Origin of the sequence: Pseudomonas weihenstephanensis, assembly GCF_001043055.1 — a bacterium.
GTDB lineage: Bacteria > Pseudomonadota > Gammaproteobacteria > Pseudomonadales > Pseudomonadaceae > Aquipseudomonas > Aquipseudomonas weihenstephanensis.
Genome location: NZ_JYLF01000001.1, coordinates 668,552 through 683,700, shown reverse-complemented (window position 1 = coordinate 683,700; position 15,149 = coordinate 668,552). Strand labels below are relative to the sequence as shown.

Genomic DNA, 15,149 nt, shown 5'->3' with positions numbered 1-15,149 from the left:
ATGCGTCGTGCCCTGCTCCTTGCCCTTAGCTTGCTGGCCATCCCAGCAGTGCAAGCGGCCGATCTTCAGCCTTTCAAAGCCAGCTACACCGCCGACTGGAAACAGTTACCCATGAGCGGTTCGGCAGAGCGCAGCCTGACCAAAGGCGCCGACAACGTCTGGACCCTGAACTTCCAGGCGTCGATGCTGGTGGCCAGCCTGAACGAAGAAAGCACCCTCAAGCTGGACAAAGACAAACCGGTTCCCCTGACCTACCACTTCAAGCGTGGCGGGCTGGGTAAAAGCAAAAACATCGACCTCAAGTTTGACTGGTCGGACATGACGGTGACCGGCACCGACAACAGCGAAGCGGTAAACGTAAAGCTGCTGACCGGCATGCTCGACAAGTCCACCTACCAGTTGGCTCTCCAGCGCGATGTTCTGGCGGGTAAAAAGTCCATGAGCTATCAAGTGGTTGATGGCAACGACGTGGACACCTATGACTTTCGCGTCATTGGGCCTGAAGTGGTCGACACCAAAGCAGGCAAAGTAGACGCGATCAAGGTCGAGCGTGTGCGTGATCCGTCCCAAAACAAGCGCATCACCGAAATGTGGTTCGCCAAAAAATGGGACGGCCTGCTGGTCAAACTGCGTCAGGTCGAAAAAGACGGCAAGGAATACAACATCATGCTGCTCGACGGCACGGTGAACGGCCAGTCGGTCAAAGGCAACTGAGTCACGACCGTCTTCGGGCTGCAAAAAACCTCGCTTCGGCGAGGTTTTTTTTTGCCCGGATACCCCCGCGCAAGATGAAGCTTTTGTCATAAAACTATTGGCCAAATCGCTAAACACCGCGCCAACCGTGGCCTGCGTGAATTTCACGAATTCCCGGCAGATGACACCCTGTGCAATACCTATTTACTTAGGAAGCTAACAGATTCTATAAAGAAGGCCTGCGACGACTTGCCGCATACCTCATCAGAATTTGGAGCAAGCAGATGACTATCAAAGTAACTGAGCGCGACGATTCACGTATGTTTCACCAACTTGTCGCCCACGGCGTACACCTGTGGGATGTTCACCAGGAAGACATATTGGTCGGTATGTTTCACCGCGAAAGCGACGCTCACAACTACAAAGCCGAGCTGGAACAGCTAGAAGCGCAGAAACGTCAGGCCTGAAGTACTGAAACTACTGTCTTGAAAACACAAACCCCGCCGAAGCGGGGTTTGTTGTTTACGGGCCCGTAACGGATACCTGTAGCCGCTGACGAGTAACACGAGGCTGCGTCCGCGCGGATAGGTCGTAAAGCCATGCAGCCTCGTTCTTCAGCCCCCGTAGCGTCCGAGTGACCCGTTTACCACATCAGGTCGTCAGGGATCTGGTAAGCCGCGTACGGATCGTCTTCTTCCGGTGTTTTCGGTTCGACGAGGATGTTCAATTGCACGATACGGCGCGGGTCACGTTCCTGAATCTTCAGCGCGGCCTCGCGCGGGATCACTTCGTAGCCCCCCTGATGCTGCACAATCGCCAGCGAACCATTGGCCAGCTTGTTGCGCATCAACGTGTTGACCGACAGGCGCTTAACCTTCTTGTCGTCCACAAAGTTGTAGTAGTCCTCAGTGGTCAACTTGGGCAAGCGCGACACTTCGATCAATTGCTTGATCTGGGCAGCACGGGCCTTTTGCTCGACCTTTTCTTGCTGCTGACGATTGAGTTCCTGATCGCGTTTGATCTTCTCGGCCTTGGCTTCTGCTGCCAGGCGCTGCTGAGTGTCGTCAAGCTCGATCTGGCCTTTGTGGGCCAGACGCTGCTGTTTTTGCTTTTCTTTGCCGGCCTGCTTGGCCTGCTTCTCGTTGACCAGTCCGGCTTTGAGCAACTGGTCGCGTAGGGAAATGCTCATCTACTTACTCACTTAGGCAAACTCAGCCGCAGCTGGGTAAATTCTTTTCCTGGCGCTTGGCTTCGCCCCACAGGGCGTCCAGGTCTTCAAGGGTGCAATTTTCAATGGGACGCAGGGTATCGCGCAATGCCTGTTCGATAAACCGGAAACGTCTGTCAAATTTGGCGTTAGCGCAGCGCAGGGCGGTTTCAGGGTCAACTTTAAGGTGCCGGGCCAGATTGACCACTGAGAACAGCAGGTCGCCGATTTCATCGTGAACCGCAGCACTATCGTTGTCCGCCATCGCTTCAAGCACTTCGTCGAGTTCTTCGCGCACCTTGTCCAGTACCGGCAAGGCCGCAGGCCAATCAAAACCGACCTGCGCGGCGCGCTTCTGCAATTTGGCGGCGCGCGACAAGGCCGGTAACGCTACTGGCACGTCATCGAGCAATGACAGCTGCTCAGGACGTTCGGCGTTCTCTGCCCGCTCTTGGGCCTTGATCTGCTCCCAGCGCAGCTTGACCTGTTCTTCGCTCAGGCGCGGGACGTCCAGCGGGGCATACAAATCACCGGTCGGGAACACATGGGGATGACGGCGGATCAGCTTGCGGGTGATGCTGTCGATCACCCCGGCAAACTCAAAACGCCCTTCTTCGCGCGCCAACTGGCTGTAATACACCACCTGAAACAACAAATCGCCCAACTCGCCTTGCAGGTGTTCAAAGTCACCTTGCTCGATGGCATCGGCGACCTCGTAGGCCTCTTCAAGGGTGTAGGGCACGATCGTCTTGTAGGTTTGCTTGATGTCCCACGGGCAACCGTACTGCGGGTCACGCAACCGGGCCATGAGATGGAGCAAGTCGTCGAGGTTGTACATCGCGGATCTCTTCTAATGTGCACTCAAACCCCGTAGTGCTGGCGCAGGCAGTATTCAAAGCCTGCGCCAGCGGCTGCGCATCAGCGTGGCTCGCTGCGCCCGATGCGGCGGGTTTCGATGATGTTGGGCAGTTGCGAAATACGCCCCAGCAAACGCCCCAGCGCATCCAGCCCCGGAATCTCGATGGTCAGGGACATCAACGCCGTGTTGTCCTCTTTGTTCGAGCGGGTGTTGACGGCCAGTACGTTAATGCGCTCGTTGAGCAGCACCTGCGACACATCACGCAGCAAACCAGAACGGTCGTACGCACGAATCTCGATATCCACCGGGTAGGTCGACACCGGAATCGGGCCCCAATTGACCTGAATGATTCGCTCCGGCTCGCGGCTGCCCAGTTGCAACACTGAAGGGCAGTCCTGCCGGTGAATGCTCACGCCACGGCCCTGGGTGATGTAACCAACAATCGCATCGCCCGGCAGCGGCTGGCAGCAGCCAGCCATTTGCGTCAGCAAGTTGCCCACGCCTTCGATCTGGATGTCGCCGCGCTTGCCCGGTTTGTAACCCGTGGCCTTGCGCGGGATCAGCTCCATTTGCTCGTTGCCGCGTTCCGGCTCGACCATTTGCTGCGCGAGGTTGATCAACTGCGCCAAACGCAAGTCACCCGCGCCCAACGCCGCGTACATGTCCTCGGCGGTTCTCATGTTGGCTTTGTCGGCCAGCTTCTCGTAATCGACGGCCGGCAGGCCCAGGCGCCCCAGTTCACGTTCAAGCAGGGTTTTACCCGCCGCGACGTTTTGATCACGCGCCTGCAACTTGAACCAGTGAACAATCTTGGCCCGCGCCCGCGAGGTGGTGATGTAGCCCAGGTTGGGGTTCAGCCAGTCGCGGCTCGGCGTGCCGTGTTTGCTGGTGATGATCTCGACCTGTTCACCGGTTTGCAGGCTGTAGTTGAGCGGCACAATGCGCCCGTTGATCTTCGCGCCCCGGCAGTTATGGCCGATTTCGGTGTGTACCCGATACGCGAAGTCCAGTGGCGTCGAGCCTTTGGGCAAGTCGATGGCATGCCCGTCGGGCGTGAAGATGTAGACCCGGTCCGGTTCGATATCGACCCGCAACTGATCGGCCAGACCACCGATGTCGCCCAGTTCCTCGTGCCACTCCAGCACTTGGCGCAACCACGAGATTTTTTCTTCGTACTGGTTGGAGCCGGCTTTAACGTCGGTGCCCTTGTAACGCCAGTGCGCACACACGCCCAGCTCGGCTTCTTCGTGCATGGCGTGGGTGCGAATCTGCACCTCAAGCACTTTGCCCTCAGGGCCGATGACGGCGGTGTGCAGCGAGCGGTAGCCGTTCTCTTTCGGGTTGGCGATGTAGTCGTCGAATTCTTTGGGGATATGGCGCCACAACGTGTGGACGATCCCCAACGCGGTGTAGCAATCGCGCATTTCGGGCACCAGCACCCGCACGGCGCGCACGTCATAGATCTGGCTGAAGGCCAGGCCTTTGCGCTGCATTTTGCGCCAGATGGAATAGATATGTTTGGCCCGACCGCTGATGTCAGCGTCAACCCCGGTGGCCACCAGTTCGGTGCGCAACTGGTTCATTACATCACTGATAAAGCGCTCGCGATCAAGGCGACGCTCATGCAGCAAGGTGGCGATCTGTTTGTATTGCTCAGGCTCAAGGTAGCGAAAGGACAAGTCCTCCAGCTCCCACTTGATATGGCCAATGCCCAAGCGATGCGCCAGTGGCGCATAAATATCGAACACCTCACGGGCGACGCGATTGCGCTTCTCGTCCGGGGCATTCTTGACCGCCCGTATGGCGCAGGTACGTTCAGCCAGTTTGATGAGCGCCACACGCACATCATCGACCATCGCCACCAGCATTTTGCGCAGGTTTTCAACCTGTCCCTGCGTGCCCAGCACCATAGACTGGCGCGGGCTGAGGCTGGTGCTGATGGCCGCCATGCGCAGCACGCCATCAATCAGCTTGGCCACCACCGGACCAAAACGCTGACTGACGGCGGGCAGTTGAATCTGCCCTTCACGTACGCCGCGATACAAAATCGCGGCGACCAACGAATCCTGGTCCAGCTTGAGGTCCGCCAGGATTTCAGCGATTTCCAACCCGGTCCGAAAGCTCGACGTGCCCTCGGTCCACAGGTTTTTCGCCGCATTGGCTTGTTGTTCGGCCTCGCGTGCAAACTCACAGGCTTCTTTCAAGGCTTCTCGGTCCAGCGCGACGTCAACGCTCACGGCATGGTCAAGCCATGCCTCAAGGTTGAGACTGCCGTCAGTGTTGATCGGCTGGTGTGCTCTGACCTGTACCATCTTGCTTACCTTCCCTACGGCGCACATTCAATGCGCCGAAATCACCGACCCGAATCCCAACTCCACGCCACTGGGCCAAGTCGCGTGGAACTGCGGGCCCGTCGAAATAGACAGACCGTCCTAGTCTGCTTCAAATAACGCCATCGCCTCGACATGCGCGGTTTGCGGAAACATATCGAGGATTCCGGCACGTTTTAACCGATAACCCTGTTTCATCAGCTCAACCGTGTCGCGCGCCAGCGTGGCCGGGTTGCACGACACATACACCAAACGTTTGGCCCCCAGGCCAGACAACGTGCGTACGGCTTCATAAGCGCCGTCGCGGGGCGGGTCGAGCAACACAGCACCAAACCCTTGTTTGGCCCATTGTGCGTTCGCCAGCGGCTGCGACAGATCAGCCTGAAAAAACGCTGCATTATGCAGGTTGTTAGTGACCGCGTTTTGCCCGGCGCGTTCGACCATCGTCGTAACCCCCTCAACGGCCACCACTTCGCGAACCTGCTTGGCCAGAGGTAAGGCGAAATTACCCAGCCCGCAAAACAAGTCAAGCACCCGCTCCTCGGCCTGTGGCGCGAGCCATGTCAGCGCCTGCGCCACCATGGCTTCGTTGACGCCTGCGTTGACCTGAACAAAATCACCGGGCCGATACGCCAGCTCCAAATCCCATTGCTCTAAACGGTAGCCCAAGCGTTGCTGCGCATCGACCGGCTGTGGATCGCCGTCGCCATGCAGCCACAATTGGGCGTCATGGGCTGCGCAAAACGCCTGCAACACCTGCATGTCTGCCTCGTTGAGGGGCGCCATGTGCCGCAACAACACGGCAATCGCCGAGCCACTGAACAACTCGACATGGCCCAGCGCCTTGGGATTGCTCAACTGACGCAACATGGCGGGCAGCCCGGTCATGATAGGTTGCAAAGCCTGTACCAGCACTAAACAGTGATCAATTGCCACGATGTCTTGACTGCCGGCAGCCCGAAAACCGACCTCCAGATGCTTGGCCCGCACGTCCCAACGCACCGCAATGCGGGCGCGACGGCGATAGCCAAACTCGGGACCGGTCAAGGGCGCCGCCCACTCGTCGGGTTCTACCCCGGCCACACGCGACAATTGCTCGGTGAGCATGCGCTGTTTCAGTGCGAGCTGCTCTTCGTGGGGCATATGTTGCACGCTGCATCCGCCACATCGTCCGGCATGGGCACACGGCGCTGTGCGGCGCACCTCACTGGCGCTGAACACGCGCTCGGTGCGCGCCTCAACCACTTTGCCGTGAGCACCCAACACCCGCGCCTCAACCTCTTCACCGGCCAGGGCGCCCGACACAAACCAGGTACGCCCCTCGATAAAGGCAATGCCACGGCCGTCGTTGGCCAGACGCTCAATGCGCAGACGTTGTTTCTTGCCGGTCGGCACTTGCGCGGCTTTGGTGCCGCCCGTTGGCTGGAAACGCAGGCCTCTCTCTTGCTTAGCCATCAGTTAGGCGCATCGTAAATGCCGGTCGACAAGTAACGGTCGCCACGGTCACAAATGATGGCGACGATGACCGCATTCTCGACTTCCTCAGACAAGCGCAACATCGCTGCCACCGCCCCGCCCGACGACACACCACAGAAGATGCCTTCTTCGCGGGCCAGTCGGCGCATCACGTCCTCGGCTTCACGCTGAGCCATGTCGACGATGCGGTCTACACGATCGGCCTGATAGATTTTGGGCAGGTATTCGGTCGGCCAGCGACGGATACCGGGGATGGCGGCGCCTTCCATCGGCTGCAAACCCACGATTTGTACGTTCGGGTTTTGCTCTTTCAAGAAGCGCGACACGCCCATGATGGTGCCGGTGGTGCCCATCGAACTGACGAAATGGGTGATGGTGCCTTCGGTCTGGCGCCAGATTTCCGGGCCGGTACTGGTGTAGTGCGCCTCGGGGTTATCGCCGTTGGCAAACTGATCGAGCACCTTGCCACGGCCTTGGGCCTGTAACTTATCGGCCAGGTCGCGGGCACCTTCCATGCCCTCTTTCTGGGAGACCAGGATCAGCTCGGCACCGTAGGCCGTCATGGCGGCCTTGCGCTCGGCGCTGGAGTTGTCGGGCATGATCAGGATCATCTTGTAACCCTTGATCGCGGCGGCCATGGCCAATGCGATACCGGTATTACCCGAGGTGGCTTCGATCAGGGTATCGCCGGGCTGGATCTGGCCGCGCGCTTGAGCACGGTCAATCATCGACAGCGCAGGCCGGTCCTTGACCGAACCCGCCGGGTTATTCCCTTCGAGCTTGAGCAACAAGGTATTGGTGGTGTTGCCGGCCAGGCGCTGCAAGCGCACCAGCGGCGTGTTGCCGACGCAGTCGGCGATAGTGGGGTACTGCAAGGTCATGGCGTATTCGCAATCCGGACTGCGGGGCCGCACATCATACCGACAAACGCCAATTGCCCATATCACGCAAAGTGCGCAGCTTATGGCGAAAGGCTATAAGCGAGCTTTTGGTCTGAAGGCTCACAGACTCGCAGACGCCAATGCACGCGCAACCCCGGCCCGTGATTCTCAGCCCACAAACTGCCGCCCTGTAGCCTTAAGGCGTTGCGCGCAATGCTCAAGCCCAGCCCAAACCCGCCATCACCGGGCCGTGAACCATCGAGGCGGATAAACGGTGCAAAGATTCGCTCCAGCTCTTGTGGCGCCACGCCGCCGCCCTGATCGTCGAGCCATAGGTGCCACCTATCGCCCTCACGCTGCCCACTCAAACTGACCACGCCCTCAGGCGGTGAGTGACGAATCGCATTGCGCAGGATGTTTTCCAGGGCTTGCGCCAAGCTATTGAGATGCCCCTGCACCCAGCAATCGGCCTCCACGAAACAGGGCAGACGGTCCTCGGTCCAGCCACTTTCAAAGCGCGCGTTTTCACTGATCATTTCCCACAGTGCCTGCACTTGAATGTCTTCCAGCGGCAACGGCCCGCGCTCGGCATCCAGCCACGCCAGTTGCAGGGTGTCTTCGACCAGCCGCTGCATGCCGTCCACTTCGCGGCTCAAGCGTTCGCGCAACGCGGCTTCGCCCTGCTCGCTGTCACACGCCACCCGCAAGCGGCTCAAAGGCGTACGCAATTCATGGGACAAATCGCGCAGCAACTGTTGCTGTTGGCTGACGGTACTTTGCAAACGCTCGGACATTTGGTCGAACGCACGCCCCAAATCGCCCAACTCATCCTGACGACTGGTGGTCTGGCTCGACAGCCGCGTGCCCAATTGATCGGCGCGCCAGGCATTGGCCTGTTCGCGCAGATGATTGAGCGGCACGATCAATAACCGATAGAGGCCGACGCACAGCAGCAACGTGAATAAACCGGGGATGACGCCGTTGGTGATGATGCGCCAGATGAACTGCGAGCGCCCCGGCATAAAACGTTGCGGCAACTCGATGACCAGATACCCCAACGATGAGTCGCGCGGGAACGGCACCTTGATCCACGGCCGCGTGGCCTTCAAATGGCTGACAGGCCAATCCAGACCGCGCAAAAAGGTCAAACGCTGACTTTCGGCATCGCTGAGCGGGTAGCTGCTCAGCGACTGCAAATCCTGGCCGATGACCCCGATCCAGCCGCTCTCTACCTGCCCCAGCGCTTGCAACCATTGGTCGACACCGGCTTGCTGGCCGCTTTCCCAGGCCCTTTCGGCCTCGCTCGCATACCGCACCAGCGTGCTGCGCGCCTCCTGGGACAGAAACCCGGTGCGCTTGTCCATGTAGCGTCCCCAAGACCAACTGAGCCAGATCATCAGCAGGCAGAACGCAACCAGCAGGCACGCCAGCTTCCAGAACACCGAGTGTTTGCCCGGCACCTTATAGCGCATCATTGGCACTCAACACGTAGCCCTTGCCCCACACCGTGCGCACTTCACGCGCGTGGTAGCCGAGGGTTTTGAGCTTGCGACGGATTTGGCTGATGTGCATGTCCAGGCTGCGATCATGCGGCGCGTAGCCACGTTGCAGCACATGCTGATAAAGAAAGGCTTTGCTCAGCACTTCGTCGCCATGACGGTTAAGGGTGTCGAGCAAGCGGTACTCACTGCGCGTCAACCCGGCCCACTGCACGCCGTAGCGCACGTCGCTGGCGCTGTCATCCAGAAACAGCTCGTCCTCAATCGCAGGCGACACGGGCAAAACGCTGGTTCGGGGCGAGCGATCAAGCGCCACCCGCCGCAAAATGGCGGCAATACGCACCTCAAGCTCGGCCATGCTGAACGGCTTGGGCAAGTAGTCATCGGCGCCCAATTGAAAACCATTGATACGGTCAGCCTCCGCGCCCAACGCCGACATCAGAATCACCGGCAATGCGTGGGTCTGGCGCAATTGCGTGAGCACATGCAGGCCATTCATGCCGGGTAACAGAATGTCCATCAGCACCACGTCAAAGTGTTCGTGTTGCGCGAGGGCCAAACCTTGCTGGCCGTTTTGGCACCACACCACCTCAAAGCCGCTGCGCTGCAACTGCTGGTGCAGATAGGCCCCCAGCACGGGATCATCTTCAATGGCCAAAAGGCGGGAGGGGCTAATTACGACGGGATTCATTAGCGTCTGCAAGTCATTCTCAATCGTCGATTATTCAAGATTGAGCCTGCGCGAGCAACCGGCACAGGGGTAAGCGGGGCTGATGTCGATCAAAGGCAGGGCCAGAACTTGAAATTTCTGCGCGTGGGGTGACAGTCAAATCGCTACACTGCCAGCAAACCCGCGCCGGATGCGCGGGGCAAAAAATTAGAAAGACGTGGAGCTGGAGAGTTGCGTGCTTAAAAATCTGGGTATCAAAGGCCGCGTATTGTTGCTCACGTTAGTGCCCGTCAGCTTGATGGCGATGCTGCTTGGCGGCTATTTCACCTGGCTGCAACAATCGGAATTACAGGCTCAACTGCTGCAACGCGGTGAAATGATTGCCGAGCAACTCGCGCCGCTGGTGGCGCCAGCCCTGGGCCGCCATGACACCGCCCTGTTAGCGCGCATCGCCACCGAGTCGCTTGAGCAGCAAGATGTGCGTGCTGTGTCGTTCCTCGACGCCAATCACGAAACGCTCGCCCATGCCGGGCCGGTCATGCTCAATCAGGCCCCGCTGGGTAACAGCACGCACTTGCTGCAACGCACCGAAAACGACGCCACCCGCTATCTACTGCCGGTGTTTGGCCGCCACCGCAACCTGGCCGGTGACGTCATTCCCAACGAAGCGCATCGCCTGCTGGGCTGGGTCGAACTTGAACTGTCCCACAGCAACATGTTGCTGCGCGGCTACCGCAGTTTGTTTGCCAGCTTGCTGCTGATTGTCAGCGGCCTGGTGTTTAGCGCCCTGCTGGCGCTGCGCATGAGCCGCACCATCAATGCACCGTTGGGGCAGATCAAACAGGCGGTCGCGCAACTCAAAGACGGTCAACTGCAAACTCGCTTGCCACCCTTGGGCAGTCACGAACTGGATGAGCTGGCGTCGGGCATCAATCGCATGGCCGAAACCCTGCAAAACGCTCAGGAAGAACTGCAACACAGCGTTGATCAAGCCACCGAAGACGTGCGCCAAAACCTTGAAACCATCGAAATCCAGAACCTTGAGCTGGACCTGGCTCGCAAAGAGGCCCTTGAAGCCAGCCGCATCAAATCCGAATTCCTGGCCAACATGAGCCATGAAATTCGCACCCCGCTCAACGGCATTCTGGGCTTTACCCACTTGCTGCAAAAAAGCGAGTTGACCCCGCGCCAGTTCGACTACCTGCACACCATTGAAAAGTCGGCCGACAACCTGCTGGGCATCATTAACGAAATTCTCGACTTCTCAAAAATCGAAGCCGGCAAACTGGTGCTCGACAGCACGCCGTTCAACCTGCGCGACCTGTTGCAAGACACCCTCACCATCCTCGCCCCCTCCGCCCACGAAAAAGGCCTGGAGCTGGTGAGCCTGGTGTACCGCGACACGCCGCTGTCGTTGATTGGCGACCCGCTGCGACTCAAGCAAATCCTGACCAATCTGGTCAACAACGCCATCAAGTTCACCCGCGAAGGCACGATTGCCGTGCGCGCCATGCTCGAAGACGTGGATGAAAATGACGGCAGCGTGCAACTGCGCATCAGCGTTCAGGACACCGGCATCGGCTTGACCAGTCAGGATGTGCGCGCGCTGTTCCAGGCTTTCAGCCAGGCCGACAACTCATTGTCCCGCCAACCCGGCGGCACGGGTCTGGGACTGGTGATTTCCAAGCGCCTGGTGGAGCAGATGGGGGGCGAAATTGGCGTCGAGAGCACCCCCGGCGAAGGGTCTGTGTTCTGGATCAGCGTCAGCCTGCCCAAAGCCCGGGATGATGTCGAAGACCTGCCGGGCGCCCCGCTGCTGGGTCGTCGCGTGGCCCTGCTGGAAAAACACGATCTGGCGTGCCAGGCCTTGCAGCACCAGCTCGAAGACTGCGGGCTGGACGTCACGCCATTCAACACCCTGGAAAACCTCTGCAACAGTGTGACCAGCGCACACCAGACAGAGCAGGCATTCGAACTGGTGGTGCTGGGCGTCACCGCTAAAGACATTCCGCCAGAGCGTCTGAACCAGCACATCTGGGATCTCGAACACCTGGGTTGCAAAGTGCTGGTGTTGTGCCCTACCACTGAACAGCAGTTGTTCGGCGCATCGGTGCCCAACGCCCATGACCAATTGCAGTCAAAACCGGCGTGCACACGCAAACTTCGCCGTACGCTAGCGGACTTGATCGAGCCTCGGCAAACCCGCAACGAACCTATCGGGCTATTGGCCAGCCGTGCGCCGCGCATTTTGTGCGTCGACGACAACCCGGCCAACCTGCTGCTGGTACAGACCTTGCTGGAAGACATGGGTGCCAAGGTCACCGCGCTGGACAGTGGCTATGCCGCGGTCGATGCGATCAAGAACGAGGCCTTCGATCTGGTGCTGATGGACGTACAAATGCCTGGCATGGACGGTCGCGAGACCACCGAAGTGATCCGTCAATGGGAGAGCGAGGGGCAATCCACCCCGCTGCCGATTGTCGCCCTGACGGCCCACGCCATGGCCAACGAAAAACGTGCGCTGCTGCAAAGCGGCATGGACGACTACCTGACCAAACCCATCAGTGAGCGCCAACTGGGCCAGGTAGTGCTGAAGTGGACCGGGCTTGCGCTGCTCAACCAAGTCAGCGAAAGCAGCCCCGAGCCTGGGCGCAATAACGCCAAACTGCCGGTCCTCGACCACGACGAAGGCCTGCGTCTGGCGGCCGGCAAGGCTGACCTGGCCGCCGACATGCTCGCCATGCTGCTGGCCTCCCTGGAAGCTGACCGCCTGGCCATCCACCAGGCCCGTGAAGCGCGAGACAACAACGCACTGATTGAGCGGGTCCACCGTTTGCACGGCGCGACGCGTTACTGCGGTGTGCCGCAATTGCGTGCCGCCTGCCAGCGCAGTGAGACCTTACTCAAGCAAGACAACCCTAACGCTTACGCCGCGCTGGACGAACTGGATCAGGCCATCACGCGCCTGGCCAATGAAGCGCGAAGCACCGCCTAGCCCCACCCTCAACCAAGGAAGACCCTCATGCGCATCCTTCTGTTCAGCAGCCAAACCTACGACCGCGACAGCTTTACCGCCGCCACGCAGCACGCAGGCTTTGAGCTGCACTTTCAACCGGCGCGCCTGAGCCTGGACACCGCCGCACTGGCCCATGACTACGAGGTGGTGTGCCCCTTTATCAATGACGACCTGAGCGCCCCGGTGCTTGAACAATTGGCAGCCGGGGGCACGCGCCTGATCGCCCTGCGTTCGGCGGGGTATAACCATGTCGATCTGCTGGCCGCCAAGCGTCTGGGGTTAAGCGTGGTGCGCGTGCCTGCGTATTCCCCGCATGCGGTGGCCGAACATGCCGTGGCGCTGATTCTGGCGCTTAACCGCCGTCTGCACCGGGCCTACAACCGCACCCGCGAAGGCGATTTCACCCTGCACGGCCTCACCGGGTTTGATCTGGTGGGCAAGACCGTCGGCGTGGTCGGCACCGGGCAAATCGGTGCCACGTTCGGCAAAATCATGGCCGGTTTTGGTTGCAAGCTGCTGTGCTTCGACCCGTACCCCAACCCCGTTTTGCTGGCACTTGGCGCTGAATACGTGAGCCTGGCCGAATTGATTGCCGGTTCGCACATCATCAGCCTGCATTGCCCGCTGACCACCGAAAACAAACACATGATCAACCACGACAGCCTCGCCACCCTGCAACACGGCGCAATGCTGATCAACACCGGGCGTGGCGCACTGGTGCACACCCCGTCCCTGATCGACGCGCTCAAAAGCGGCCAGCTCGGGTATTTGGGCCTGGATGTGTACGAAGAAGAAGCCCAGCTGTTTTTCGAGGACCGCTCAGACTTGCCGCTGCAAGATGACGTACTGGCACGGTTGCTGACCTTTCCCAACGTCATCATCACTGCGCATCAGGCGTTCCTGACCCGCGAGGCGCTCAGCGCAATTGCGGGCACCACGCTGGGCAATATCCAGGCCTGGAAAAGCGGCTCGCCACACAACCTGATCGAAGGTTGAACGCTCACGCCTGGAGCTTTGAGGTCTGCGTGCTAGCATAGCGGCCTATTTGGAGGACCCATGGTCGAACACGATTTCCGCTACAACCTGCTTAGCCCGCAGCACACCCTGATCGAATGCCGTGCCTTGATGCCGGGTCGCTACCAAGTGACCGGCAACGGCGGCTCGATTCAAAACGATGACGTGCTGATTGTGACGCTCAAAGGCAGCAAGGACTTGGCCATGCGTTTGACGGTCGAAAAAGTCCGTCACCTGATCAACCCGCGCGGTCAATGGGTAGCCGTGGCCCACGGCCCGGTCTTCGGCGAACTGGCGATTCACGAATGGCAGGTCAACTGTGATGCGTGTGCCAAAGAGCTGAAGTTTGAATTTGCGGTCGACGCCAAACTGGGCACCAAAGCGCAAAAGCCTGCCGCCAGCGCGCGCATTGCCGAGCTGGGCTGGAGCACCGAAGGCAGCAAACACCTGTGCCCCCAATGCCAAAAGGAACGCGCATGAAACGCCTGACCTTACTGGCCCTGCTAGGCGCAAGCCTGATGGGCTGCGCGGGTGATCCGGTTAAATTGCAGCAAAACCACACCTACGTACTGGAGTGGATTGGCGAACGCCCGCTGATTGACCGCAGCCACTTGACCGTGACGTTGGACGATGCAGGCCGCGCGTATGGCAGCGGTGGTTGCAACCACTGGTTCGCGCCTTACACCCTGGACGGCCATAAACTGACCTTCGGTGGCGTAGGCAGCACCCGCAAGGCATGCGCTCCGGCGCTGATGGAGCAGGAGCAACGCTTCTTCAAGGCCCTGCAAACCGTTGAGCGCTGGGACATCTCGCCCATCGAGCAAGTGCGTTTCTGGCCGGCCGAAGGCAAGCCCCTGCGCCTGTGGCCCGAAGAAAGCTGATCCCCTGGTACAGGAGCGAGCGTGTTCGCTCCTGTACACCGATGTGATTACGACCCCTTCAATTCCTTGAGCTTGGCCAACACGCCCGCCGCGGTCTGTTCGCCCAGCAACTGCGCCCGCACTTTGCCTTTCTCATCGAGAATGAACGTCACCGGCAGCGCTTCACTGCGTGGCAGATCAAACACCTCGGCCGGGTCTTGCGCCAGCACGGTAAAGGTGATGCCCAGCGCAGTCGCCGCATCGCTCAGCTCCTTGCCCTGCAAGCCATCGAAGTTCACCCCGAACACGCCCACCGACTGCCCTTGCAGCTGTTTTTCCAGCGCATTGAGCTCTGGAATTTCTACCCGGCACGGCCCACACCACTCAGCCCAGTAATTAATGACCTTCCACTGCTTGTCCAAACGCTCGGACGCAACTTTTTGACCGTGTTGGTCAACCCCGTAATCATTGCCGCACCCCGCCAGCATTAACGTCGCAGTGACGGCGGCGAGCGCCATGAGTCGCTTAAACATGCGTTGATCCTTCTCAATGAATACCCACAAAAAACCACGGGACGGCGGCCATTTACCGCACACGTTTCAGGCGCGGCCGTCAGGCGGGTAGAATAGCCCCCACCTTACGCA

14 protein-coding genes are annotated in these 15,149 nt (G+C 59.6%); 6 read left to right on the top strand and 8 right to left on the bottom strand.

From position 1 onward, the window contains the following. The gene (locus tag TU86_RS03290; RefSeq protein WP_048362858.1) at positions 1-714 is read left to right on the top strand and encodes a DUF3108 domain-containing protein; all 714 of its coding nucleotides are present in this window, start codon (positions 1-3) and stop codon (positions 712-714) included. 263 nt (positions 715-977) lie between these two features. Beyond that, a complete protein-coding gene (locus TU86_RS03285; protein WP_048362857.1) occupies positions 978-1,160 on the top strand; it encodes a hypothetical protein in 183 nt (60 codons plus the stop codon). Between the two features lie 176 nt (positions 1,161-1,336). Here the strand turns inward: TU86_RS03285 and TU86_RS03280 are convergent, their stop codons facing one another. The 7 genes from TU86_RS03280 to TU86_RS03250 form a co-directional block, all read right to left on the bottom strand. Continuing rightward, positions 1,337-1,882 (bottom strand): DUF2058 domain-containing protein, encoded by a 546-nt coding sequence (locus TU86_RS03280; protein ID WP_048362856.1) that lies wholly within the window; start codon positions 1,880-1,882, stop codon positions 1,337-1,339. A gap of 22 nt (positions 1,883-1,904) precedes the next feature. Continuing rightward, the gene (gene mazG, locus TU86_RS03275) at positions 1,905-2,738 is read right to left on the bottom strand and encodes a nucleoside triphosphate pyrophosphohydrolase (RefSeq protein ID WP_048362855.1); all 834 of its coding nucleotides are present in this window, start codon (positions 2,736-2,738) and stop codon (positions 1,905-1,907) included. A gap of 80 nt (positions 2,739-2,818) precedes the next feature. Continuing rightward, entirely contained in the window at positions 2,819-5,071 is a 2,253-nt protein-coding gene (gene relA / locus TU86_RS03270; protein ID WP_048362854.1) for a GTP diphosphokinase, read from the bottom strand. A 120-nt stretch (positions 5,072-5,191) separates the two neighbouring features. After that, positions 5,192-6,544, bottom strand: coding sequence for a 23S rRNA (uracil(1939)-C(5))-methyltransferase RlmD (gene rlmD / locus TU86_RS03265; protein ID WP_048362853.1), 1,353 nt, complete (start codon positions 6,542-6,544; stop codon positions 5,192-5,194). Beyond that, positions 6,544-7,446 (bottom strand): cysteine synthase CysM, encoded by a 903-nt coding sequence (gene cysM, locus TU86_RS03260; protein ID WP_048362852.1) that lies wholly within the window; start codon positions 7,444-7,446, stop codon positions 6,544-6,546. Before cysM ends, rlmD begins: the two co-directional genes overlap by 1 nt. An 80-nt stretch (positions 7,447-7,526) precedes the next feature. After that, on the bottom strand, positions 7,527-8,918 hold the full coding sequence (locus tag TU86_RS03255; protein ID WP_088500054.1) for a sensor histidine kinase: 1,392 nt from the start codon (positions 8,916-8,918) through the stop codon (positions 7,527-7,529). Next, positions 8,908-9,636 (bottom strand): response regulator transcription factor, encoded by a 729-nt coding sequence (locus tag TU86_RS03250; RefSeq protein WP_048362850.1) that lies wholly within the window; start codon positions 9,634-9,636, stop codon positions 8,908-8,910. The genes TU86_RS03255 and TU86_RS03250 overlap by 11 nt, the downstream gene beginning before the upstream one ends. Positions 9,637-9,850: 214 nt before the next feature. On the opposite strand from TU86_RS03250, the gene TU86_RS03245 reads away from it, so the two are divergent. Genes TU86_RS03245 through TU86_RS03230 form a run of 4 tightly spaced genes read left to right on the top strand, consistent with a single transcriptional unit; the run spans position 9,851 to position 14,526 of the window. Then, a complete protein-coding gene (locus tag TU86_RS03245) occupies positions 9,851-12,610 on the top strand; it encodes a response regulator (protein ID WP_048362849.1) in 2,760 nt (919 codons plus the stop codon). Between the two features lie 27 nt (positions 12,611-12,637). Beyond that, entirely contained in the window at positions 12,638-13,627 is a 990-nt protein-coding gene (locus TU86_RS03240) for a 2-hydroxyacid dehydrogenase (protein WP_048362848.1), read from the top strand. Between the two features lie 60 nt (positions 13,628-13,687). Then, the gene (locus TU86_RS03235; protein WP_048362847.1) at positions 13,688-14,125 is read left to right on the top strand and encodes a hypothetical protein; all 438 of its coding nucleotides are present in this window, start codon (positions 13,688-13,690) and stop codon (positions 14,123-14,125) included. Beyond that, positions 14,122-14,526, top strand: a complete 405-nt coding sequence (locus TU86_RS03230; RefSeq protein WP_048362846.1) for an META domain-containing protein — start codon at positions 14,122-14,124, stop codon at positions 14,524-14,526. Before TU86_RS03235 ends, TU86_RS03230 begins: the two co-directional genes overlap by 4 nt. A gap of 47 nt (positions 14,527-14,573) precedes the next feature. Here TU86_RS03230 and TU86_RS03225 read toward each other — a convergent pair whose 3' ends face one another. Further along, positions 14,574-15,038, bottom strand: coding sequence for a TlpA disulfide reductase family protein (locus tag TU86_RS03225; protein ID WP_048362845.1), 465 nt, complete (start codon positions 15,036-15,038; stop codon positions 14,574-14,576). Between the last annotated feature and the right edge of the window lie 111 nt (positions 15,039-15,149).

Coding starts and splice junctions, on each gene's coding strand:
- TU86_RS03280 (WP_048362856.1), bottom strand. CDS start 1,882: ATGAGCATTTCCCTACGCGACCAGTTGCTCAAAGCCGGACTGGTCAAC.
- TU86_RS03250 (WP_048362850.1), bottom strand. CDS start 9,636: ATGAATCCCGTCGTAATTAGCCCCTCCCGCCTTTTGGCCATTGAAGAT.
- rlmD (WP_048362853.1), bottom strand. CDS start 6,544: ATGGCTAAGCAAGAGAGAGGCCTGCGTTTCCAGCCAACGGGCGGCACC.
- relA (WP_048362854.1), bottom strand. CDS start 5,071: ATGGTACAGGTCAGAGCACACCAGCCGATCAACACTGACGGCAGTCTC.
- TU86_RS03230 (WP_048362846.1), top strand. CDS start 14,122: ATGAAACGCCTGACCTTACTGGCCCTGCTAGGCGCAAGCCTGATGGGC.
- cysM (WP_048362852.1), bottom strand. CDS start 7,446: ATGACCTTGCAGTACCCCACTATCGCCGACTGCGTCGGCAACACGCCG.
- TU86_RS03255 (WP_088500054.1), bottom strand. CDS start 8,918: ATGCGCTATAAGGTGCCGGGCAAACACTCGGTGTTCTGGAAGCTGGCG.
- mazG (WP_048362855.1), bottom strand. CDS start 2,738: ATGTACAACCTCGACGACTTGCTCCATCTCATGGCCCGGTTGCGTGAC.
- TU86_RS03240 (WP_048362848.1), top strand. CDS start 12,638: ATGCGCATCCTTCTGTTCAGCAGCCAAACCTACGACCGCGACAGCTTT.
- TU86_RS03235 (WP_048362847.1), top strand. CDS start 13,688: ATGGTCGAACACGATTTCCGCTACAACCTGCTTAGCCCGCAGCACACC.
- TU86_RS03285 (WP_048362857.1), top strand. CDS start 978: ATGACTATCAAAGTAACTGAGCGCGACGATTCACGTATGTTTCACCAA.
- TU86_RS03225 (WP_048362845.1), bottom strand. CDS start 15,038: ATGTTTAAGCGACTCATGGCGCTCGCCGCCGTCACTGCGACGTTAATG.
- TU86_RS03290 (WP_048362858.1), top strand. CDS start 1: ATGCGTCGTGCCCTGCTCCTTGCCCTTAGCTTGCTGGCCATCCCAGCA.